The organism is Streptomyces ovatisporus (assembly GCF_042653885.1).
GTDB classification, from domain to species: domain Bacteria; phylum Actinomycetota; class Actinomycetes; order Streptomycetales; family Streptomycetaceae; genus Streptomyces; species Streptomyces ovatisporus.
Window position 1 is genome coordinate 597,797 of the sequence record NZ_JBHSFH010000003.1, and the last position, 22,644, is coordinate 620,440.

General features: G+C 71.5%; 18 protein-coding genes. 7 read left to right on the top strand and 11 right to left on the bottom strand.

What is annotated here, in order from left to right; genetic code table 11:
* Positions 1–23 precede the first annotated feature (23 nt).
* The 4 genes from ACFPA8_RS04200 to ACFPA8_RS04215 all read left to right on the top strand — a co-directional run bounded on the left by ACFPA8_RS04200 (position 24) and on the right by ACFPA8_RS04215 (position 5,404).
* Positions 24–1,406, top strand: a complete 1,383-nt coding sequence (locus ACFPA8_RS04200; protein WP_386442383.1) for an ROK family transcriptional regulator — start codon at positions 24–26, stop codon at positions 1,404–1,406.
* Positions 1,407–1,536: 130 nt separating this feature from the next.
* Positions 1,537–2,817, top strand: a complete 1,281-nt coding sequence (locus ACFPA8_RS04205; RefSeq protein WP_386442385.1) for a 6-phospho-beta-glucosidase — start codon at positions 1,537–1,539, stop codon at positions 2,815–2,817.
* Positions 2,808–3,860 (top strand): N-acetylglucosamine kinase, encoded by a 1,053-nt coding sequence (locus ACFPA8_RS04210; RefSeq protein WP_386442388.1) that lies wholly within the window; start codon positions 2,808–2,810, stop codon positions 3,858–3,860. The genes ACFPA8_RS04205 and ACFPA8_RS04210 overlap by 10 nt, the downstream gene beginning before the upstream one ends.
* 107 nt (positions 3,861–3,967) lie before the next feature.
* The gene (locus ACFPA8_RS04215; protein ID WP_386442391.1) at positions 3,968–5,404 is read left to right on the top strand and encodes a serine hydrolase domain-containing protein; all 1,437 of its coding nucleotides are present in this window, start codon (positions 3,968–3,970) and stop codon (positions 5,402–5,404) included.
* Positions 5,405–5,660: 256 nt separating this feature from the next.
* Here the strand turns inward: ACFPA8_RS04215 and ACFPA8_RS04220 are convergent, their stop codons facing one another.
* From ACFPA8_RS04220 to ACFPA8_RS04245, 6 genes are all read right to left on the bottom strand, one after another.
* Positions 5,661–7,157 carry an FHA domain-containing protein gene (locus tag ACFPA8_RS04220; RefSeq protein ID WP_386442394.1) on the bottom strand — a complete coding sequence of 499 codons (1,497 nt, stop codon included), beginning with the start codon at positions 7,155–7,157 and terminating at the stop codon, positions 5,661–5,663.
* 63 nt (positions 7,158–7,220) lie between these two features.
* Positions 7,221–8,588, bottom strand: a complete 1,368-nt coding sequence (locus ACFPA8_RS04225) for a vWA domain-containing protein (RefSeq protein WP_386442397.1) — start codon at positions 8,586–8,588, stop codon at positions 7,221–7,223.
* Between the two features lie 230 nt (positions 8,589–8,818).
* Positions 8,819–9,877, bottom strand: coding sequence for a PP2C family protein-serine/threonine phosphatase (locus ACFPA8_RS04230; protein ID WP_386442399.1), 1,059 nt, complete (start codon positions 9,875–9,877; stop codon positions 8,819–8,821).
* A 1,218-nt stretch (positions 9,878–11,095) separates the two neighbouring features.
* Entirely contained in the window at positions 11,096–12,421 is a 1,326-nt protein-coding gene (locus ACFPA8_RS04235; RefSeq protein WP_386442402.1) for a coiled-coil domain-containing protein, read from the bottom strand.
* Between the two features lie 636 nt (positions 12,422–13,057).
* Positions 13,058–13,795: a TSUP family transporter gene (locus tag ACFPA8_RS04240; RefSeq protein WP_386442405.1), complete on the bottom strand. Its 738-nt coding sequence runs from the start codon at positions 13,793–13,795 to the stop codon at positions 13,058–13,060.
* 108 nt (positions 13,796–13,903) lie between these two features.
* On the bottom strand, positions 13,904–14,848 hold the full coding sequence (locus ACFPA8_RS04245; protein WP_386442408.1) for a methyltransferase domain-containing protein: 945 nt from the start codon (positions 14,846–14,848) through the stop codon (positions 13,904–13,906).
* Between the two features lie 71 nt (positions 14,849–14,919).
* On the opposite strand from ACFPA8_RS04245, the gene ACFPA8_RS04250 reads away from it, so the two are divergent.
* The 3 genes from ACFPA8_RS04250 (at position 14,920) to ACFPA8_RS04260 (ending at position 17,294) form a co-directional block, all read left to right on the top strand.
* Positions 14,920–15,648, top strand: coding sequence for an ABC transporter ATP-binding protein (locus tag ACFPA8_RS04250; RefSeq protein ID WP_386442410.1), 729 nt, complete (start codon positions 14,920–14,922; stop codon positions 15,646–15,648).
* On the top strand, positions 15,645–16,724 hold the full coding sequence (locus tag ACFPA8_RS04255) for an ABC transporter permease (protein ID WP_386442413.1): 1,080 nt from the start codon (positions 15,645–15,647) through the stop codon (positions 16,722–16,724). The genes ACFPA8_RS04250 and ACFPA8_RS04255 overlap by 4 nt, the downstream gene beginning before the upstream one ends.
* Before the next feature lie 168 nt (positions 16,725–16,892).
* Positions 16,893–17,294, top strand: a complete 402-nt coding sequence (locus ACFPA8_RS04260; protein ID WP_386442416.1) for a globin — start codon at positions 16,893–16,895, stop codon at positions 17,292–17,294.
* Positions 17,295–17,414: 120 nt separating this feature from the next.
* On the opposite strand, the gene ACFPA8_RS04265 is transcribed toward ACFPA8_RS04260, so the two are convergent.
* From ACFPA8_RS04265 to ACFPA8_RS04285, 5 genes are all read right to left on the bottom strand, one after another.
* A complete protein-coding gene (locus ACFPA8_RS04265) occupies positions 17,415–18,077 on the bottom strand; it encodes a DUF8185 domain-containing protein (protein ID WP_386442419.1) in 663 nt (220 codons plus the stop codon).
* Positions 18,046–18,489 carry an acyl-CoA thioesterase gene (locus tag ACFPA8_RS04270; RefSeq protein WP_386442422.1) on the bottom strand — a complete coding sequence of 148 codons (444 nt, stop codon included), beginning with the start codon at positions 18,487–18,489 and terminating at the stop codon, positions 18,046–18,048. Before ACFPA8_RS04270 ends, ACFPA8_RS04265 begins: the two co-directional genes overlap by 32 nt.
* A gap of 19 nt (positions 18,490–18,508) precedes the next feature.
* Positions 18,509–20,173 carry an energy-dependent translational throttle protein EttA gene (gene ettA, locus ACFPA8_RS04275; RefSeq protein ID WP_386442424.1) on the bottom strand — a complete coding sequence of 555 codons (1,665 nt, stop codon included), beginning with the start codon at positions 20,171–20,173 and terminating at the stop codon, positions 18,509–18,511.
* 171 nt (positions 20,174–20,344) lie between these two features.
* The gene (locus tag ACFPA8_RS04280; protein WP_386442427.1) at positions 20,345–21,850 is read right to left on the bottom strand and encodes a thioester domain-containing protein; all 1,506 of its coding nucleotides are present in this window, start codon (positions 21,848–21,850) and stop codon (positions 20,345–20,347) included.
* Between the two features lie 211 nt (positions 21,851–22,061).
* Complete coding sequence (locus tag ACFPA8_RS04285) at positions 22,062–22,541, bottom strand: single-stranded DNA-binding protein (protein ID WP_386442430.1); 480 nt, start codon at positions 22,539–22,541, stop codon at positions 22,062–22,064.
* Positions 22,542–22,644: the final 103 nt, after the last annotated feature.

Genomic DNA, 22,644 nt, shown 5'->3' on the forward strand with positions numbered 1-22,644 from the left:
GAGCCAGGGCGGAGGCAGCACAGATGGCCGGAATGACACCGGGGACCCCACGCGTACTGCGGGCGATGAACGATCGTGCCGCGCTCGACCTGCTGCTGTCCGAGGGACCGCTCTCGCGGGGACGCATCGGCAAACTGACCGGGCTGTCCAAGCCGACAGCCTCGCAGTTGCTGGCGCGGCTGGAGGCCGCGGGCCTCGTCGTGGTCACCGGCAGGAGCGAGGGCCGCCCCGGGCCCAACGCGCAGCTCTACGCCGTCAATCCGCACGCCGCATACGTCGCCGGGGTGGACGTCACCACCTCCCGCATCCTCGCCGGAGTCGCCGACATCACCGGACGGGTCACGGGCACCTTTGAACTGCCCACGCCGCCGCACGGACAGAGAAGGCGAAGGGGACAGGGGGATGAGCAGCACCGGCAGAGCGCCGCGGAGTGTGTCGTACGGGCCGTGGAAGGCGCGGCCAAAGCAGCGGGTGTGCACCGGTCGGAGCTGCACCGCCTCGTCATCGGCACCCCGGGGGCGTTCGACCCGAGCACCGGCAGGCTGCGCTACGCGTCACATCTGCCGGGCTGGCACTCCCCCACCCTGCTGGAGGAACTGGCCGCAGCACTGCCGATACCGCTCGACTACGACAACGACGTCAACCTCGTCGCAGTCGCCGAGCAGCAGAGCGGTGCGGCGAAGGGGCGCGAGGACTTCGTCCTGCTGTGGAACGAACAGGGCATCGGGGCCGCGCTCGTCATCGCGGGGCGGCTGCACCGCGGACGCACCGGCGGCGCGGGGGAAGTGGGCTTCCTCCCGGTGCCGGGAACGCCCCTCGTACGGGACCCCGGGCACGTCAACAGCGGCGGTTTCCAGGCGCTGGCCGGCGCCGGCGCGGTACTGCGCTGGGCCCACGAACTCGGCCTGCCCTACGATCCGGACGCCTGCCTCCACGAGAAGGCAGCGGGTCTCGTCTCGCGCGCTGTCGTGGCGGCCGAAGGGGAGCGGGCCCCCTCAGCGGACGGCCCGGCCGACGGGAACGAGCACGGAACCGGTAACGCTCCCGCGACGGGGACGGGGGTCAGGGCCGGAGCCGGAGCATGGAGCGACAGGCGCCCCGGCAGTCGCCCCGGCCCCAACAGCGAACTGCTGCACCGTTTCGCGAGCGGTACCGCTGTCGGACTCGCGGCCATGGTCTCCGTGCTCGATCCGCAGTTGATCGTGCTGTCCGGGGGTGTCCTCACCGCGGGGGGCGAACCGCTGCGCGAGTTGATCCAGGCCGAACTGGACGAACTCACCGTTCCGAGACCTCCGCTGCTGCTGGGCACCGTCACGGAACATCCCGTACTGCACGGAGCACTCCAGAGCGCACTCATCACCACGCGGGACGAGGTGTTCGACACCACCGCGGCCCGTGCACCGTGACGGCCGGTCCACGCCCGCACCGGCCCTCCGCCCCTACCGCCCGCCTCGCCGCCCGGTCCGGTCAGCCGCTGTCGGCACCCGCATCTCCCTACCGGCCCGCATCTCCCTACAGGAAGGAATCCGCAGACGCATGCGAATCGCAGTGGTCGGTGGCGGCTCCACCTATACGCCCGAACTCGTCGACGGTTTCGCGCGGCTGCGCGACACCCTGCCCGTCAGCGAGCTGGTACTGATCGATCCCGCAGCCGACCGGCTCGACGTGGTCGGCGGCCTCGCACGCCGGATCTTCGCCGAGGCGGGCCACGACGGAACCGTCACCACCACAGCCGAACTCGATGCCGGGATCGAGGGCGCGGACGCCGTACTGTTCCAGCTCCGCGTGGGCGGACAGGCCGCACGCCTGCAGGACGAGACGTGGCCGCTGGAGTGCGGCTGCGTCGGCCAGGAGACGACAGGCGCGGGCGGACTCGCCAAGGCGCTGCGCACCGTCCCCGTGGTCCTGGACATAGCGGAGCGTGTGCGCCGTACGAACCCCGACGCCTGGATCATCGACTTCACCAACCCCGTCGGCATCGTGACCCGCGCGCTGCTGCAGGCAGGCCACAAGGCCGTCGGACTGTGCAACGCGGCGATCCACATGCAGCGCAAGGTCGCGGGGCTTCTGCAGGTCGCCCCGGAAGAGGTCCACCTCGACCACTACGGGCTCAACCACCTCACCTGGGAACTCGGCGTGCGACTGGGCGGACCCGAGGGCAAGGACGTACTGCCGCAGCTGCTCGACGAACACGGTGCCGCCCTCGCCGAGTTCCTCCAGATGCCGCAGCTCCTCCTGGAGCGGCTGGGCGCTGTCCCTTCGTCCTATCTGCGGTACTACTACCGGCACGACGAGGTCGTCGAAGAACTCGGTACGAAGCCTTCGCGGGCAGCGGAAGTGGCCGCCATCGAGCGGGAATTGCTGGAGATGTACCGCGATCCCTCACTGACCGGGAAGCCGGCCCTGCTGGGCCGCCGGGGCGGTGCGTTCTATTCGGAGGCCGCCGTCGCACTGGCCGCGTCGCTGCTCGGGAGGGAGACCGAGGAGAGTCCGTCGGCTGACGTACAGGTCGTGAACGTCCTCAACAACGACACCCTTCCCTTCCTGCCCGACGACGCAGTGGTGGAGGTGCCTGCGGCCGTCAGCGGGACGGGCGCCGTGCCGCTGCCCGCGCCGGCCGTCGGGCCGCTCATGGCGGGCCTGATCGCACACGTCACCGCATACGAGGATCTGGCGCTGGAAGCGGCGCTGCGCGGAGGGCGTGACAGGGTCTTCGACGCGCTGCTGGCACACCCTCTCGTCGGTCAGTACCGGGAGGCGGAGGCCCTGACCGACCGGCTGCTCGCGCACAACAGGGAGCATCTGGCGTGGCTCTGACCTCTGCCTGTCTCGCCATCGACGCGGGCAACAGCAAGACGGACGTGGCGGTCGTCTCCCACGACGGGAGCGTGCTGAGCAGCGCCCGCGGCGGCGGCTTCCAGCCACCTTCGGTGGGCACCGTCACGGCGGTGGACGCGCTGGCGGAGACGGTCGCACAGGCGCTCGACCAGGCAGAAGCGGCAGACGGGGCAGAACCGGCAGACAGGGCCGGAACGGCCACCGGAGCGCCGTCGCACCCCGCGCAGGCCCCACCCCGCGTGGCGCATGTCTCGGCCTGCCTCGCCAACGCCGATCTGCCGCGCGAGGAGAGGGAGTTGGCAGCGGCCCTGGCAGCACGCCGCTGGGGTCGCACCACACACGTCGCGAACGACACCTTCGCCATCCTCCGCGCAGGACTCCCCGACGACGGCTCGGTGGAGCACGGAGTCGCGGTCGTCTGCGGTGCGGGCATCAACTGCGTCGGCCAGGACGGCAGCGGCAACACCCACCGGTTCCCCGCCCTCGGCCGTCTCTCGGGCGACTTCGGCGGCGGAGGCGGACTGTCGGGCGAGGCGATCTGGTACGCCGCCCGGGCGGAGGACGGCCGGGGTGAGCCCACCCAGCTCGCCCGGGCCCTGCCCGGTCACTTCGGCCTCCCCTCCATGTACGCCCTCATCGAGGCCCTGCACATGGGAGACCTGCCGCGTACGCGTACGCACGAGATCACACCGCTCCTCTTCACCGTGGCCTCCGCCGGCGATCCCGTGGCTCGCACCCTCGTGCACCGGCAGGCCGAGGAGATCGTCTCCATGGTCTCCGTGACCCTGGCCCGGCTGGACCTGCTCACGACGGAGACCCCCGTCTTCCTCGGCGGCAGCGTCGCCGCGGCCCGCCACCCGCTCCTCCACGACCGCCTCACACGGGAGCTCGCCGCCGTCGCACCGATGGCCACGCCGCACGTGGTCGCCGCCCCGCCCGTCCTGGGCTCCGCCCTGCTGGCCCTGGACCGTGCGGATGCTCCGCATGGTGCTCACGCGAAGCTCCGCGCGCACTACACCTGACGCTCGGCGCAGCACGCTCCTGCGCACGCGCGGGCGTCCGAGTGCGCGCGGACGCAGGTGCACACGGACGCAAGTACGCACGAACGCCCGCACAGACAGCCGCACGCGTGACCGACGACGGAAGGCAGGACATGGCGAACAGGCCGGACGCAGCACGCGAGTTGAACGGGGCAGGCCGGCTGGACGAGCTGTGCGCCTCGGTCCTCGAAGAACACGGCTGTCCCTCCGTCTCGGTCGCTGTGGCCGAGCACGGCGAAGTGACACTCGCGCGGGCCTACGGGTGGGCGGACGCCGAAGCTCGGGTTCCCGCAACTCCCGGCACGCCGTACGCCCTCGCTTCGGTGACCAAGCCGTTCACCGCCACCGCCGTGTGTCTGGCCGCCGACGAGAAGCTGCTGCAGTTGGATGCGCCCGTACCCTTGCGCCCCCTCACCCCGGAAGCAGGCCGGGCCGCGCCGACAGTGCGACAGCTCATGCAGCACCGCGGCGGTCTCGCCGCCCACTACGACTTCCACTACGGCGACAGCGACCACCACCGCATCGACGCCGACCGCTACACGCAGCTGCACCGCCGTCCGGGCAGTGCGTTCGAGTACGCGAACCTCGGCTACCGGTCTCTGGGGCAACTGCTGGAGTCGGCCGCAGGACAGTCACTGGACCGGTTCCTTCAGGAGCGCGTCTGCGGTCCGCTCGGGCTCCCGGGCTTCCACCTGGGCCCCTCGTTCCCGTCCGGCCCGGCGGGAGCATCCGGATCCTGCGCAACGGCTCGCCCGGCTGCAGTGCGCTACACGGTCGACGGCCGTGCCTACCCCCCGCAGTGCGACTCCAGCCACCCGGGGGCCTCTCTGGGGTGGGCGACGGCGTCCGAAGTCGCCCTGTTCGCGCAGTCCTGCGGGAGTCTGCTGAAACCGGCGACGGCTGCCGCGGCCGTCGACGCCCTGCCCGTCAACTCCCGTCTGGGTTACGGCCTCGGCTGGTGCGTCTCCTCCGGTGACGGCCCTGAGATCCGCAGCCACGGCGGCAGCATGGGCGGTGTCGCGGTGATGACGGCGTTCGTCCCCGAACAGGATCTCTCCGTCGCGGTGCTGACCAACTCCACGGGCAAGGGGGCACGCGACGAGGTCGTACAGCACATGCTGCGCACGCTCGTTCCGGGTTTCGACCCCGCCCAGATCACTCCCGCTCTCCCGGCGTCCAGCCGTACGTCCGGCTTGCCGCACGGTTCATGGGCGGGCAGCATCCGCACCCCCGACGCGGATCTTCCGGCGGCCCTGCGCGTACTGCCGGACGGACGCGCCGAACTGGAGGTGGCAGACGAACGCGCCACAGGCCGGACGAGCGCTTCTGACAGCTTCGATCTGCTGGGCGTCTTCCCGGTGCAGCTGCCGACCGCCGACGCGCTGCTCAACAGTCCTCTGCTGGCACTTGAACTGCGCGGCGGGGACGGGCACTTGAGCGGGACAGCCCGCGCCTTCAAGGACGGCGACAGCAAGGGCCTGCTGGGCAACCTGCTCAGCCACCGCTGCGAACTGTCACCGGTGTGAAGCTGCCCGGTCCGCGCTCAGCGGGCCGGGCAGTCGTTCGCACAGCGCCGTCGTGCCTGGTCCGCGACGGGCAAGCCCTGCCGGGTTGGCACCGGGGCGCGCCATTCAGATCTTCGTGGGCCGGCGAGCGGCGTCCGGTGCGTCCAGATGCCAGGCGGAGGATCGCCCTCGTGCTGAGCCGTACTCGGGCGACTCCGGCAGCGCGGCACATGGGCGTGCCAGGCGTCGCGAGCCCACGAAGCCCAAACGACGTGCGCTAGGTGCGGTGCACCGTGATGGTCGTCCAGGCGCCGACGTGGACGCGGTCGCCGCTCTTGAGCGGGACCGGCACGAACGGCTGGATGGGGTCCTCGGCTCCGTTGATCGTGGTGCCGTTCGTGGAGTCCTGGTCGACGACCGACCAGCTTCCGTCCGGCTGCTGCACCAGCACGGCGTGCTGGTGGGAGACGCCCGGGTCCTCCGGTGTACGCGCCAGATCGATGTCCGGTGACTCGCCTGTCGAATGACGGCGGCGGCCGATGGTGATCTGGTTGCCGGTCATCGGGAGCTGCTGCTCGGGCGAGTACGCGGGCAGGTTGAGGCTGGAGGCCTCGGGACCGCTGCGGTCCATCATCGCGGCGAAGTACTCACGGTCGGGGGCGATGACCGCCACCCACGAGCCGTTGCCGGGCTGCTGCATCGGCTGGCCCGGCCCGGGCTGGCCCTGACCGGGCTGCCCCGCTCCGGGCTGGCCCTGACCGAGGTGCCCCTGCTGCGACTGGTCCTGCTGCTGGGGCGGACCGGGCGGCTGGGGCTGGAACTGCTGCGGGGGGCCGGGCGGCTGCTGTCCCTGCTGCCCCGGGCCGCCGGGAGCCGGCGGAACCGTCCAGTCACCGCTCGGCGGACCGGGCTGCTGCGGTCCGCCCGGCGCCGGCGGGGCCATCGGCTGGCCGCCCATGGACTGGGCCGGCCCTCCCTGGGGGAATCCAGGCCCCGGCGGCTGACCCGGGCCCTGCGGATAACCGCCGGGACCCTGCTGCGGATCCGGGACGCCCTGCTCCCCGGGGCGGTTCATCTGGTGGGAGGGCTGCGCGTTCTCGTACTCGTACGGACGGTCCTGACCGCCCTGTGACGGCCCGGCGCCGGGGAAGGGCGGTGGCGGTGGTGGTGGCGGCCCTTGCTGCCCGCCCTGCGTACCGGGAGGCCCCTGCGGTGCCTGATGCCCGAAGTGGCCACCGGGTTGACCGGGCTGACCGGGCTGACCGGGCTGACCGGGCTGTGGGAAGGCGCCCTGCTGCTGGTTCGGCTGCGCGTACGCCGTCGGGGAGTGCGTCAGGAAGTTGTAGCTGCACCCGTCGCAGAAGGGCGCCTGGCCGTCGCGGGGCTTGCCGCACTGCGGGCACGTCTCACCCGGGGAGTGCTGGCCGGGAGCTCCGGGCGCACCCGGGCCGGGACCGGGCACACCGGGACCGGGACCGGGACCGGGACCGCCCTGAGGCGGACCACCCGGACCACCGGGCACCTGCGGACCGGGATATCCGTACCCCTGCGGCGGCTGTTGCTGCTGCGGCGGCCCGGGAGGCACCGGAGCGCCGGGCCCGCCGGGTACCTGCGGGCCGGGGTAGCCGTAGCCGCCTCCGGGTGCCGACGGAGCGGGCGGGGAGGGCGGCTGTGGGGCACCAGTGGGTGCGGCGGACGCGTCGGCCATGCGGTGTCCGCATACCTCGCACCAGTCGTCGGCCGCCGACTGGTGTCCGTTCGGGCAAGTCGGCATGGTGAGTGCCTCCCCCTTGTGCTCCTGGACTTCCGTACCCGAGGTACGTCCCTCGCGGGTCTGCTACTTCTTCACGCGGACCGTCTTCGTGGACCGCGTCTCCAGCGTCATCTCGTCGGCGTCTGCAACCTTCGCCTTCAGCCGAACAGTACCGGTCGGGGCGTCGACCACGTCCACCACCTTCGAAAGCAACTTCGAAGTATCCGCATTTCCGGAATCGTGCGCCAACTGAACTGCCCGCCCGAGTTTTGCCGTTGCACCCTTTTCGTCCCCCACTTTGCGCAGGTCGAGCCCCTCCTGGATCGCCTGGGCGAGCTCGACCTGGCCCGTGTAGTGCGCGACCTGCGCGTTGATGGAGGTGGCGGCAGCCATGTCGTCCGTCCACACCGCTCGCAGAAGGCCCTGCGCGAGCGTCTGCGGAGTGCCGCCGTCGGCTGCGGGCAGGATCAGCGCGGCCCGGCCTGCCAGCATCTCCTGCCCGACCTCGGCCGCCGGCACCTCGATGCAGACGTGGTAGTCGCGGGCTTCGTCCCCCCACGAACCGGTGGGGTAGTCGCCGGCGCGCGGGCCCGCCGCGGTGCAGCGGCCGGTCAGATCCTCGACCGTGGGTGCGACCTGCTTCACGAACTTGACCGACGAGCCCTGCGGTGTCCACAGGCGCAGCGCCACGTCGGCGACCTCCTTGCCCATGGCGTTCTGCATCATCTGCTCGAAGTCGGCGGTGAGGCCGTCGGGGTCGGCGACGATGTCGGCGGACCCGAGGAGGGCCGAGGCGATGCCGGTGACCTCCTTGACGTCCCAGTCGGTGCCCACCCCCCGCGCGTCACACGTGAAGCGGCCCGCGCAGGCGTCGAGTGCCTCCTTCAGCCGCTCCGGTTCCTCGTGCTCGTTGCGTCCGTCGGTCAGCAGGACGGCGTGCCGGATGGCGGCGTCCGACCCGGTGAGCAGCCTGTCGGCCAGCCGGAGCCAGTTGCCGATGGCGGTGCCGCCGCCTGCCTGGAGCTTGCGCAGTGCCTTCCCGGCCTCGCCCCGCGTCTCCGGACCTGCGACGGCCAGACTGCCGCCTCCCGGGTAGATCTCCTCGGCCTCGTGGGTTCCGGCGACCACCGCGAAGGAGACGCCGTCGCGCAGCGTGGCGATCGCGGCGGCTGTGGCGTCGCGGGCGTTGCGCATCTTGCTGGGCGGATAGTCCATCGAGCCGGACGCGTCGATCATGATCACGACCGCGGCGTCCGTACGGACCGAGCCGCCGTGCGCCGGGGACGGTGCGCCTGTGCCGGTGCCGGACAGCGGCAGGCTCCGTGTCGTACCTCCCGGCCTCGACGTGACGGTGACTATCGCGTCGACCTCCCGCGCACCTTCCGGCAGGTACTCGTTCTGGTAGACGTCCACGGAGAACCGCGGTGCGTCGAACTCGGCGAAATCGGCCATCTGGTGCGCTCCTGCTCCGTAGCTGGGTGGGGCGTGGAGTCGGAGGGTGCCGCGGGGCGCGCCCGTGCACTCGTGGCGCTCCCCGGCGTGTGCGGCCCCTCTCCCCCGTCTTCCGGCGCCTTCCTCAGGTCGGTGTCACCGCGCCGGAGTCTTGTCACTCGCGTGTCGTCCCCGACGTCGGTCCGCCCGCACGTGACTGCCGTCGCAGCGCTGACGTCGCGGCACTGCCGTCATGAGGCGTCCGGGCCGGCCGCCGTCATCCGGAAGGGGACGACGGCCACCGTCACGTTGTCGTGGCCGCCGCCGTCCAGGGCGTAACCGACCAGGCGCCGGGCGCTCTGCAGCGGCCGTTCGCCGGCGTCGGGCGGCAGCACCGCCGCCATCTGCTCGGCGGACTCCGCGTAGTTCCACAGTCCGTCCGTGCACACCACCACGACGCCCGGACCGTCCGGCTTGAACGAAGCCGTGTGCGGGTCGAGTTCGTATGCGTCAGCACCGAGCCAGCCGGTGATCGCGTGAGCCCGTACGTCGGCGTACGCCTCGTCCTCGCTCATCAGCCCGGCAGCGACCATCTGCGCCGCCCATGAGTCGTCCTCGGTCAGCCGGGCCGGCGGCGCCGACCGGTCCTCGGGCACCCAGTAGGCGCGGCTGTCGCCGATCCATCCGACCGTCAGGATGCCGTCCGCAGTGAGCGAGCTGACGATCGTGCAGGCCGGAGCGTTCTTCGAAGGTTCGTTGGGGCCTTCGGCGGCAAGGGAGTTGACCGCTTCCGCTGCTGCCAGAAGTGCGCTGTGCATCGCTTGCTGCGGCGGTGTGCCTTGCGGGAGGGCCTCGCGCATGGAGGCGCTCGCGGCCCGCGCGGCGGCGGCCGAGGCGTCGTCGGGCCGGGTGGCCGAGGAGACACCGTCGCAGACCACGGCGATGGTCGCGGGGGACCCCTGCGGCGTTGCCGCCTCGTACAGCTCGAAGAAGTCCTCGTTGCGGTGGTGACGCAGGCCGCGGTCGCTCGCGGCCGCCACGGAGGGCAACTCGCACTCCATGTGGTCGCGTTCGCGCGGCTGTTTGTGGCCGCAGTGCTGGCAGTAGCCGTCGTCGTCGACGGCGCCCGTGTCGCAGGCGACGCACCGGGGCAGCGCCGCGGGCAGCGTGTCCGCTGTCGCGGACGACTCCGAGGGGGACGTCCCTGCCGGGTCGGCGGCCCCCGCTGCTGCCTGCGGGGGGTCGTCGCGCAGGACGCGCGGATCGGCGGAGCGCGGATCGGCCTCGTCCGGCAGCCCTGACTCCGGCACGGAGGCAGACGCGCTCGGGCTTTGGGCGTGGGGCTGATCGGGGTGCGGCTGCCCGTGCGGGTACTGCTCTGGATGCGGCTGCCCGTACGAGGGCGGTCCCGCCTGCGGCTGCTGCTCGTATCGCTGTTCGGGCTGCGGGGTGCCGTACGGAGCCCGGCCGTACGGTGCACCGGCAGCCTGAGGTGCGGCCGGTCCGGCGTCTGCGGGCGGCAGCGCGAAGTCCTCCTCGGCGGCCGGGGCGGCCGGCGGAGCAGCGGGCGGAGCACCCGGGGCGCCCGCAGACGGAGCCGGAGGGACGGACGGAACACCCCACGACTGACCGGGAGGCCCGGGAGGGCCCGAAGGACCGGGAGGACCCGAGGGACCGGGCGGTGTCGGCCGACCCGCCGGAGCAGGCGGCGGACCGGCCGGAGCGCCCGGAACGACCGCAGGGGGTGCGGGCGGAGCCCCCGGAGCGTTGGCGGGCGGCGTCGCGGCGGTACGGAACTCCGGCAGCGGCGGCACGGGCGGCGCCGGGGGCGGCGGAGGGACGGGCCCGGTGAACGACGTGGCCGGAGGCACCGGCGGCGGAGTATGACCGCCCATGGCCGGGGACCGCTGCGCGCCGGCGCCGGGCGCCGCACGCCCCGCCGTCAGGTCGGCACCGCACGCACCACAGAAGCGGTCGCCTTCCTCCAGCGGCTCTGCGCAGCTGGGGCATGCGGACAGTTGATCAAGCATCGTCACACCCACGTCCTGGGGTGGAACGGGTTACCCCGCTTCCACCGGTTCGATCCTCTCGGTGCCGGACTGCACGAGCTTGGCGAGCAGGCGGTACGAGCCTCATAGCCCGGGACGCAGACCTGACCCGTCCCGGTTGCCGCCGGGCGGCGTTCCGTACATCCGTGAAACGGGACACCCTCCGTCCCGCCTCGCGCACAGCGGTACGCGCCTGGCGCACGCGGGGGCCTGCGGGCGCACGGTCCGGCGCACTGACCGACCCCGCGGTGGTCAGCGTCTCTCCCCGCGAGGCGCCGAGCGCGGCGCCCCGGGACCGCTCGGCGTCGCGCGCCGCGGCGCGCGGACCGTCGAGCGGCGGTTCATATGGTGCGCCCCCCGGGGGCCTACGCACGACAGGCACAGACACCGGCACTGGCACCGGCACCGGCACCGGCAGGACAGGCTCCAGCGACGGCTCCTCCGGGCCCGCGTCCGGCCCCGCACCGCCCCGCGCCGTGCTCACGACTCCGCCATCCCCTCGGCCCGGGCGGGATTCCCCTGCCGCGGAGCCAGGACCTCCTGCGCCGCGTGCTGATAGCGCAGCACCGCGTCCTCGGCCGCCCGCAGGTCGCACGGCGCGCTCCACAGCATCCTGCGGGCCACGTCGTACCGCTCGATCAGCAGCCGGTCCTCAGCCTTGCCGTGCTGGGCCACCTTCGCCTTGTAGGCGTCGAGACGGCCCCGCAGCTCCGCCCGTACGGCGAGTGGAGCGGTGACGGCCGAGAGCTGGGCCCGGGCACGCTCCAGCTCGTCCTCCGCCCGCTGTTCGAGACCCTCCAGCAGCGGCGAGAGGCGGTGCCACTGCGAGTGCCGCCGGTACTCGGCTGCCGCCGACAGCTGTTCCTGCAGTGCCGTCGGGGGCCCGCTGACCGCCGGGACCTCGGATGCGGCGATCTTCGCCAGCACCTCACCGCGCGCCGCCCGTGCTTCGGCGAGCGTACGGTCCGCGCGGGAGAGGACGTCGCGCAGCCGCATGAGCCGCTGCTCGGAGTCCTGGCGCACGTTCAGAACGGCGTCGATCTCGCGGCGGACGTCCTCCAGGGCGCGGGCCGCACGGTCGTAGCGCTCGGTGTCGGGCTTGCCGCCGCCCGGCGCGCTGCTGCCCCCGGCGGGGATCCAGAAGGCGAGCGGGTCGGCGACGACTTCGGCCCGCAGCGCGGTCAGTTCCTCAGTGGTCTGCTCCAGGTCGTCGCCCGACGGATGTTCACCGGGGCGTACGCCCACGGAGTGCGCCAGCGACTGCACCCGCCGCAGCTCGGCCGCGAGCAGGTCTATCCGGGCGGGGAGGGCCGACCAGACCGAGTCGGCCGCCGCCACCACGTCGAGGGCCCGCGCGTACCAGGTGTTCATCCACTCGACGAGACCGCTCAGCGTGACGTCCTCCGAGAGCCGCGCGCCTTCCACCGTGTCCGGTCCGGCACCGGAGCCGCCCGCGTTGAGCGCGCTCCCCGGAACGGTGTGCGTGCCGCGCAGCAGCCGGGTGAGCTCGACGAGGTCCTCCCGGCTGGGCCAGCGGCGGCGCTCGCGCACCTCCTGCGCCTTGCCGAGAGCCGCGCTGTAGGTCTCGAAGACGTTCCACAGCTGGGTGATGGCAGCCTCGGCCTGCGCCCACCGGTGAGCGGTCGTGCCGGTGAGCCGCGCGCCTTCCAGGAGGCGGCGGCCGGCATGGTCCTGAAGCGCGAGCAGCGACGACTCGACCGCCTCGTGTTCAGCGGTCAGCCGCTCCAGAGCACGGTCGACCTCCTCCCGGCTCATCACCGGGCCGGTGGGTCCAGCGGGCCCCATCGATCACCTCACTGCTTCCGTCGTGGTCTGCTGCCGGTCGTCGTCCGAACGTCGGTCGCGCTCTCAGCCCACCGTCCCCGTGAGTCCCGTTGCCCGGGTTTCGGCGGCGAGGGTTACTTCCCTTCTGCCGCCCGGTTGATGTCGCCGCCGGTCGACTCGTCGGGCGACGGCCGCGACTGTCCGCCCGCCCGTCGGCGTGGGACGACGGTCCGGCCGGGACGTGAGCGCCGTCACCGCAGGTCCGACGGCCGCGAACAGCAGCTCGCCGCGCGCATGTTCGCGACGTTCCGGTGCGTGACCGACGTCGGCATTCCCCGGGCGGTCGCCACCACGGGGCGCGGAGCCGGACGGCGGCGCCTGCTGCGCGAGCGGCTGTGTCACGGCTCGGAACCCTCCCCCTGTCAGCTGCCGGCCCTCCCCCGCGCCTACTTTGTGCGACCCGGCTGTCGCTGCGGGTTCGGAGCCGTCCGCCAGAGTATGGCCACGAGGATCGTCGGCCACACCGTTTCGGCAGGGATCTTGTTCGGATCGCGATCTGCCCGTGGCCGCTGCGCCGTCAACTCGTCATCACGCGTCCGGCCGGGGTCCGGTTCCCCCGCCCACGGAGCGGGCGGACGCCGTGGACGGGGCGGGCAGTCACGCCAGCAGCAGCCACAGTCCCTTCGTCACCGTGGCCACACCCCCGGCCAGTGCGAGGCCCAGGATGAGGCGCCGGGTCCCGTTCTCGGGCGTACGGGCGGCGAGAGCGCTGCCCAGCAGGATGCCGGCGCCCATGGTGACGGCGACCATCAGCCAGGCGGGACGCGCGAGGTGCGGAAACCCTTTGGCGAGGGCAGAGAGAAGGTTGACGACGAGCCCGTAGAACTGGGCGTTGGGCACGAACTCCCTCGCGCTCCAGCCCGCGTTCACGGCGTACAGGGAGAGGGCCGGCCCGCCGGTGCCTGCGGCGGAGTTCATGAAGCCGCTTGCCGCGCCTGCCGCCACGGCGCCACCCGTCCCGTGCATCGCGCGCACGCGTGCGCCCAGCATCACCAGCAGCACCGCCCCTGTGATGAGGCCGCCGAGAACAGTCAGCAGTACGGGTTCCGGCAGCCGCAGAGCGAACCAGGCACCCAGCGGCACGGTCACTGCCGCGGCGGCGACCAGGGGCACCATGGTGCGCAGCCGCACCTGCCGCCACGTCGTCGCAAGCCCGGCGACACCGATGACGACGCCCGCACAGTTGACCAGCGCGACGCCCTCCACCGGCCCCATGAGCAGCACGAGCGCGGGTGAGGCCAGAAGCCCGAAACCGATGCCGCTCATCCGCTGCACCGACGAGCCGAGCAGCACGGCGCCGCCGAGCAGGGTGAGGAAGGGCAGACCGCTGAGCATCCCGTCGAAGCTAGCCCCACCACCGCCGGGAAGGGGAGGGGCTGGTGCTGTCTCGCTGCACACAGCGGGGCACCGCCGGTGCCGTCCACTGTCCGGACGTACGACCGTTCAGTCCCCCGCCAACGGCCAGGTGCAGGGTCCATCGGGGCTGTCCAGCCATGCCCACTGCTCACCCTTGCGGAGTGTCACCCCGTAGCGCTCCCGCCCAGGACGTCCCGTCGTGCGCCACAGCTCGTAGACCTCGTGCGGTTCCATCAAGCCCGCCGTCAGACCGAACAGGAACTGGAAGGAGTCGTTCCGCTGCGCGTGCCGCGGGATCCCCCGCCGCACCGGCGGTTTCGGCTGCGCGGGCCCTGCCCCGCGCAGCGGAACGAAGAAGACGGGGAGGTCGTGGAAGCGTCCGCTGGCGTGCTGCTCATCTGTCACCCGAAGACTGACGAGGCCCGTGCCGAGCGGCGCCAGGACCAGCGCCCCGGTTGTGCACTGGCTCAGCCAGACGCTCGGCACGGAGGACAGCTCGCATGTGGCGATGATGCGGTCGTAGGGCGCGTGGGCCGGGGCGCCCCGCCTGCCGTCACCCGTGACGACGCGCGGCCGGTGGCCGGCGGCCGCGAGGTGCTCGCGGGCGGCGCTGGTGATGGCGGGATCCACATCGACGGTGGTCACGTGCCCATCGCCCAGACGGTGCGCGAGGAGTGCTGCGTTGTAGCCCGATCCGGCGCCGATCTCCAGCACGTTCATGCCGTCGTGGACCTGCAGCGCCTCCAGCATGCGCGCCATCAGCGAGGGCTGGCTGCTGGAGGAGACCAGTTCACCGTCGCGGACTCGCGTGGCCAGTGGGACGTCGTCGTACACCCCTGCCAGCCAGCGGGAACGGATCTCGGGGTGCGGATCGTCGCGCCACAGCCGTTGTGGAGCACCGTCCGGGCCGGTCACGTAGTAGTACGGCACGAAGAGCTCCCGCAGCACCCCGGCGAACGCGGCCTTCCACGCGGGGTCGGTCAGAGCACCGCTCGCCTCGATCTGCCTCAGGAGGTCCGGAGCACCAGGCATGTCTCCACTGTGCTGCGCTGTTGCGCTGCACGCGAGGCCGGAAGGTGACCTTCAGCCTCTAGCCTCCGCCCATGACGGACGACGCGATCACCGCGGAAGGACTGCGCAAGCGTTACGGCGAGACACAGGCCGTCGACGGCGTGACCTTCGAGGTGCGGCACGGGGAGTTCTACGGAATCCTCGGGCCGAACGGGGCAGGGAAGACAACCACTCTGGAGATCGTCGAGGGACTGCGCGAGCCCGACGAGGGCACCGCCAGGCTGCTCGGCGAGCCGTCCTGGCCGCGCAACCCGGCGCTGCTGCGGCGGATCGGGGTGCAGTTGCAGGCGTCCGCGTTCTTCGAGCGCCTCAGCGCCCGGGAACAGATACACACCTTCGCCTCCCTGTACGGCGTCCCCGCGGCCCGCGCCGACGCGATGCTCGAGACCGTCGGACTGACCGACAAGGGCGGGACGCGGGAGAACAAGCTCTCAGGAGGGCAGGCTCAGCGGCTCTCCATCGCGTGCGCCCTCGTGCACGACCCCGAGCTCGTCTTCCTCGACGAACCCACCACGGGCCTCGACCCGCAGGCGCGCCGCAACCTCTGGGACCTGCTTCGCGCGATCAACTCCGAGGGCCGCACCGTCGTGTTGACGACGCACTACATGGACGAGGCCGAGGTGCTGTGCGACCGCGTCGCGGTCATGGACGACGGCCGGATCCTGCGCGTGGGCACTCCCGCGCAGCTGATCGAGGAGCTGGGGGTGCGGTCTCTGGAGGACGTCTTCCTCCAGCTGACGGGGAGGGAGTACCGCGAATGAAGAGCTTTCTCAGCCTCTCCCGCGCCATGGCTCTGGGGCTGCTGCGCGACCGCGCCGCGGTCTTCTTCATGCTCGTCTTCCCGCTGATGTTCCTGGCCATGTTCGGAGCGCTGTTCAGCAGCGACTCGACGCCCCGGGCGAAGGTCGTCCAGGTCGGAGACGTCGAAGTGTTCGACGGCATGACGGACGGCCGGCGCGCCGGACTCCGCGACGTGCTGGAGATCGAGAAGACCGACGGTTCGGCGGACGCCCGGCGGGAGGCCCTGGCGGAGGTGCGGAAGGGCGACGTGGACGCCGCCGTCTTCCAGCGCGGCGGGAAGGCGGTCGAGTTGCGCTACTCGGCCGCCGACTCCTCCCGGGCAGGAAACGTTCGCGCCCTGGTGAACTCGGTGGTGCAGCAAGCGAATCAGGAAGCGAGTGGCCGCCCTCCTGCTTACCGGCTGGCCCCGCGACAGGTCGAGGACGAGTCTGTCAAGCCCATCCAGTTCCTCACGCCTGGGCTGCTGAGCTGGGCCGTGGCCATGGGCGGGGTCTTCGGCTCGGCCTTCAACCTGGTCAGCTGGCGGAAGAAGCGCATCCTGAGGCGGCTGTGGCTGTCGCCCGTGAGCGCGGGCTCGGTCGTCGGCGCGAGGGTGGGGGTGAATCTCGCTCTGGCGTTCGCACAGACAGGCGTCTTCGTCGGTCTGGCCACACTTCCCGTGTACGGGCTCCAGTTGACGGGGTACTGGTGGCTCTGCCTGCCGCTGGTCGCCTGCGGAACTCTGGCGTTCATGTCGATAGGGCTGCTCATAGGTTCCTGGGCGAAGACCGAGGAGGCAGCCAACGGGCTGGCCCAGCTGATCGTCCTGCCGATGGCTTTCCTCTCCGGCTCCTTCTTCCCGCTGGACATCGCGCCGGACTGGGTACGCGCCGTCTCCGGCTTCCTGCCGCTGACGCACCTCGCGGAGGCCATGCAGTCCGTACTGAGCAGGGGGGAGAGCTGGGGAGCGGCGCTGCCCGTGATGGGCGGACTGCTGCTGTTCGCCGCGGTGGTCACACTGATCGCCTCCCGCCTCTTCCGGTGGGACGACGCCTGAGCCCGGCAGATGCGCCGGGGGCGACAGGTGCACCGGTCCGGCAGAAGAGACTCACCGTCCCACGCACCCGCACACCTGCCGGCCGGGGCCGGGGGCCACCGGGACGTGGGGACGTAGGGACGTAGGACCAGCGGCCTCGGCCGGAGCATCTGCCACCATGGAGGCGTGATGGAGATTCGGCGCGGCAGCTTGCAGACGGAGACCTTTTACGAGCAGGTCGGCGGCGAGGAGACGTTCCGACGGCTCGTGCACCGCTTCTACCAGGGCGTCGCCGAGGATCCGGTGCTTCGCCCGATGTACCCGGAGGAGGACCTCGGCCCGGCCGAGGAAAGGCTCCGGCTCTTCCTCATGCAGTACTGGGGCGGTCCCCGTACGTACAGCGAAACCCGCGGTCATCCGAGGCTGCGCATGCGCCACGTGCCCTTCAAGGTCGACAGGGCGGCTCACGACGCGTGGCTGAAGCACATGCGGGACGCCGTCGACAGCCTCGAACTGGCTCCCGAGCACGAACGGCAGCTGTGGGACTACCTCGTGTACGCCGCCAACTCCATGATCAACACCGCGGAGTAGCCGGAGCCCGGGAGCGACCTGCCCCGGAGCAGCGCGGACCAGCCAGACCAGCGGTGCGGCGCACGGCATTCCAGTGCGCCGCCGAAGCCTCGTACGGGAGAGCGGGACGTCGTACCGGGGTCAGACAGGGGTGACGCTCAACCCCTGCCCCTTCCCGCCACCTTGCCGCACCACCACCGAACCGCCTGGTGTGCGCAGCCGCAGCCAGGAGCCCGTCCTCAGCAGACCCAGCGGTTCGTCGCTCGCGAGGAATCCCAGCGCGAAGGCGGCGTGTGCGGCGCGCAGCGGAAGAGACGTCCTGCCCAGCGGGCGGGACCAGATCTCCTCGGCCAGCGCGTCCAGCTTCTCGCGGGTACGGTCCGGCTGCTTCAACTGCTCGGCCCGCTCCCGGAATTCGGCAACAGCAGCGCCGGCGACCGCGCGTACCGCGTCCGCCGGCACCTCGCCGAAGGCTTCCCAGCCGCCTCGTGGAGGCAGTACGCCCGTCCACGGCGGGCCGGTCACCGGGGAAGGCACGGTGAAGGCCTCGGCAGGTTCGTCGAGGCTTTCGAGGAGTTCGCCCGCGGAGACGGTGGCGTCCGTCTCCGCCGGCTCCAGAAGCCGCCCGGTACGCACGGCCACCACCTCGAAGCGTGCGGGCTTCGCGAAGATCCCTGCGACGCCGCCGCCCGCCTGGATGCGGACGGCGGCGTTCTTCTCCCAGCGCAGCAGCCGCCGGAGAAACGCGTCGAGTCCCGCTGCTTCCCCGGGGTCAGCGAATACGAGGCGCTGACGCACTGTCATCGCAATAGCCTTCCAGGAACGCCCGTTCGTCTGCGGTCATCCGCCGTGGGCGCTCCTCCTTCAGGTCGTAGGGGACGATGACGGTCGTGGCGCGTGCGTGGACCGTCCCGGCGTCCTTTATCTCGTACGCGAGGGTCGCCGAGGCCGCGTTGAGCTTCGTCACCCACGTCTCGACCGTCACCGGCTCGTGCCGGTGGAAGAGCGGACGCAGATAGTCGATCTCGTGCCTGGCCACCACACAGCCGCCCCGGAAGGGCACTTCCGCCCCTGAGCTGCGCACCGACTCCTCCGCCACCCGGAACATGAAGTCGATCCTCGCCTCCTCCAGGTAGCGGAGGTAGACGACGTTGTTGACGTGCCCGTAGGCGTCCATGTCCGACCAGCGCAGGGGGCACTGATATGTATGCCGCACGTGTCAGGCCCGCCCTGTCTCAGCCCCTGGTGAGCTTCTTGTACGTCGCACGGTGCGGACGTGCCGCGTCCGGGCCCAGCCTCTCGATCTTGTTCTTCTCGTAGGACTCGAAGTTGCCCTCGAACCAGAACCACTTGGACTCGCCCTCGTAGGCGAGGATGTGCGTGGCCACTCGGTCGAGGAACCAGCGGTCGTGGGAGACGACCACCGCGCAGCCCGGGAAGTCCAGCAGGGCGTTCTCCAGCGAGGAGAGCGTCTCGACGTCGAGGTCGTTGGTCGGTTCGTCGAGCAGCAGCAGGTTGCCGCCCTGCTTGAGGGTGAGCGCCAGGTTGAGCCTGTTGCGCTCACCGCCGGAGAGGACGCCTGCGGGCTTCTGCTGGTCCGGCCCCTTGAAACCGAACGCGGACACGTAGGCCCGGGACGGCATCTCGACCTGGCCGACGTTGATGTAGTCGAGCTCGTCGGAGACCACTGCCCACAGGGTCTTCTTGGAGTCGATGTTCTCCCGGCTCTGGTCGACGTAGGAGATCTTCACCGTGTCGCCGACCTTGATGCTGCCGGCGTCGGGCTCCTCGATCCCCTGGATCATCTTGAACAGCGTGGTCTTGCCCGCACCGTTGGGGCCGATCACGCCGACGATGCCGTTGCGCGGCAGGGAGAAGGAGAGGTCGTCGATGAGGACCTTGTCGCCGAACGCCTTGCCGAGGTTCTCCACCTCCACGACGATGTTGCCCAGGCGCGGGCCCGGCGGGATCTGGATCTCCTCGAAGTCCAGCTTCCGGGTCTTCTCGGCCTCCGCGGCCATCTCCTCGTAACGGGTCAGCCGCGCCCGGGACTTGGCCTGCCGCCCCTTGGCGTTGGAGCGGACCCAGTCCAGCTCGTCCTTGAGGCGCTTCTGCCGCTTGGCGTCCTTCTGGCCCTCGACCTTCAGACGCGACTGCTTCTTCTCCAGGTACGTGGAGTAGTTGCCCTCGTAGCCGATGGCACGGCCGCGGTCCAGCTCCATGATCCAGCCGGCGACGTTGTCCAGGAAGTACCTGTCGTGAGTGATCGCGACGACGGTGCCGGGGTACTGCGCCAGGTGCTGCTCCAGCCACTGGACGGACTCGGCGTCCAGGTGGTTGGTGGGCTCGTCGAGGAGGAGCAGGTCGGGCTGTTCGAGCAGCAGCTTGCAGAGCGCGACGCGGCGCCTCTCACCGCCGGAGAGGTTGGTGACCGGCCAGTCCCCGGGCGGGCAGCCCAGAGCGTCCATGGCCTGCTCGAGCTGCGACTCGAGGTCCCAGGCGTTGGAGTGGTCCAGCTGCTCCTGCAGCTTGCCCATCTCCTCCATCAGCTCGTCGGTGTACTCGGTCGCCATCTGCTCGGCGATCTCGTTGAACCGGTCCAGCTTCCCCTTGGTCTCCGCGACGCCGGCCTCGACGTTCTCCAGGACCGTCTTCGACTCGTCCAGCGGCGGCTCCTGCAGCAGGATGCCGACGCTGTAGCCCGGGGCGAGCTGGGCGTCGCCGTTGGAGGGCTGGTCGAGCCCGGCCATGATGCGCAGCACCGTGGACTTACCGGCGCCGTTGGGTCCCACGACACCGATCTTCGCGCCCGGCAGGAAGCTCAAGGTGACGTCGTCGAGGATCACCTTGTCGCCATGCGCCTTGCGCGCCTTGCGAAGGGTGTAGATGTACTCAGCCAAGAGGAACCGTCCGGCAATCAGTAGGTGTCGAAGTGCGGCTGCGCCGCATGGGCAGACAGCACCCATCTTGCCGCACATCACCGCTCAGCCCGAAACGGGGCGGCTGCGGCCCGGTGCACCGCGCTGTGAGCTGCTCGCTGCGAGGTGTGCCGGAGGCGTGCCAGTCGTGTACTAGACGCCGTCCCGCGGCTGCCCGCCGTCGTCCGGCCTGCGCCGGCGCACCGCGAGCACCGCCACGGCCCCCACGACGACCAGACCGACCGCGATGCCCAGGATCACCGGTGTGTTGCTCGCTCCCGTCTCCGCGAGGTCCCCGCCGTCCTGACCCGAGGTGCTGCCCGCATCGCTGCCGCCGACAGTGGCCGGCTGGGACTGCGTCGTGATCCCGCTCATGTCCGGCCTGGCGGCCTCACTCCGGGTGACGCAGTCCAGCACCCCTGTGAACGCCTTTTTCACACCCGGAGCGCTGACGGGTATGCGGTACGCCTGGTCCTCCCCCACCGGCACCGTGACCTTCTCGCTGCGCTTCGCAGCCACTTCGTGGCCCTCGCCCGCGACGCGGAAGCCGAACGTCCGGTCACCGGAGTTGGTCACGGTGAAGGTCACACCGCTCTCCGCGCAGTCCTTCTCCGCGCCGACGGCCGGTACCGCGCCGTGCTCGTCCCAGCTGACGTCCGCGGTCGCGGACACCGTGGACCGGCTCGAGCCCGCGAGTATCTGCGTCTGGCTGCCGGCATGGCCTCCCACTCCGGCGAAGGCCCGTCCGACCGGGACCTTCGCCGCGGCCTGCACCGTCAGCGCGGCCGTCCCCGCCCGGTGCTTCGGCGGCACGTCGAGATAGAGCCGCCCGCCGTCCCGGACGGAGGTCGCCGGCCTGCCGCCGGGCCCCACGACCCGTACGTCGCGGAGCGCGGAGCGGGACGCCGGGGAGAGCGCGGCACTCGGATCGCCGGTACGGACCGTCACCGGCCCGAGCCTGCCCTCCGGCCGCTCGGCGACGCCGGCGGGATCGAGGGAGAGAGAAGCCCTGGGCTCGGCCATCGTCCTGGCCTTGCGCTGAAGGTGGTCGGCGAGTTTCTCGGCGGCAGGGTCCACCGCTTCGATCTCGACCCCTCCGTCAGCGTCCGAGTACCTCCAGATCGCCACCTGGGTGCCGGCCGCCGCCGTCTCCGGGGAGAGCCGTCCCGCCCCGGCCGACTTCGCCAGCGCCTGGAGATCGTTCACCTGCGGATACGAGTGCCGGAGTATCCAGAGGATCTTCCCCGCGTGCCGGTTGTCGTGCAGAGAGGTCTGGTCCCAGTCCGTCTCGCCGTACCGCGCCTGGTCCTGCGTGGCGCTGTCGACATCCGTGCCGTACGTCTGAAGGGTGCCGCCGCCGTCGACGGCCATCTCGAACAGGCCTGCGCCGGTGGTCAGTTCCTCGCCGTCCTCGCGGACCACTGCCTCACCGTGCGTCTCCAGCCCTTCCAGCGTGGCGATGGCGCCCCCCTGCCAGGTGGGCTGCTCCCCGGCCGCCGCCTGCCCGGCGGCGGCCGGGGCCGCGGCAGCCGGGGTCGCGGCAGCCATCAGACCGCCCGCCAGCAGCGTCGGCGCGATCAGCGCCGCGGCCAGCAGCCGCCCCGTGCGTGCGGTCGCGGATCCGCCCACGACAGTCACAGCGGTGCGGACAAAGCTCATGGATTTCCCCTCCGGGCGGGACGGACACGACTTGGAGTGGTCACCTCGGTGACCAGCGGTCGGGGACGGTCATGTCTCGCCGCAGAGCACTGAACCCCCGTCAGCCATGCGGAGGATCGTAGGGATCGGGCGCAGCCCGCTTCCCCCCGAACAGGACGATCAAGCGTTCTGATCCACAATCGTTATCAGCGAATCCGGCGGACCGGGACGATCACGGCGCGGCCCCCTGACGTGGAACGGAGGCCTCCACACCGGCACCGGCGACAGCTCCCGAACTGCCCCGACCCGCGCCCCCGTTGCTGCTCGGAGCACCCGTCAGGCCCGGCCGGGCGGGAGCCACCCTGACGAATGCCGAGGTACCTCTGGAGAGGTCGTGGCCGACGGCAGAGGCGGTCAACTCGGCCGAGACGTACTGCCGTCCGTCCCGCTCGGTCTGACGGATGCGCAACTGCCCCGTCACGACCAGCGGTTCCCCGACCGTGACCGACGAGGCGAGGTTGGCCGCGAGCGCTCTCCAGGCCCAGACGGTGTAGAAGTTGGTGAACGCGTCCGCCCAGCCCCCCGACTTCTGGTCGTAGCGCCGCACCGTGCTGGCGAGACGGAACCGCACCGTCGGCACCCCCGCGGCCGACGTCCGGAAGTCGACCGGCGTCGCGACGTTGCCCACGACGGTCACCTGTGACTCGTTCATACGCACCCCTGCCACCCCGGCAGCGCCACCTGCGCTGCACACGGATCTCAGCTTGCACCCGTTCCTGAAATCGCGTGCTGAGCTGGGGATTACCCAAGCGTTG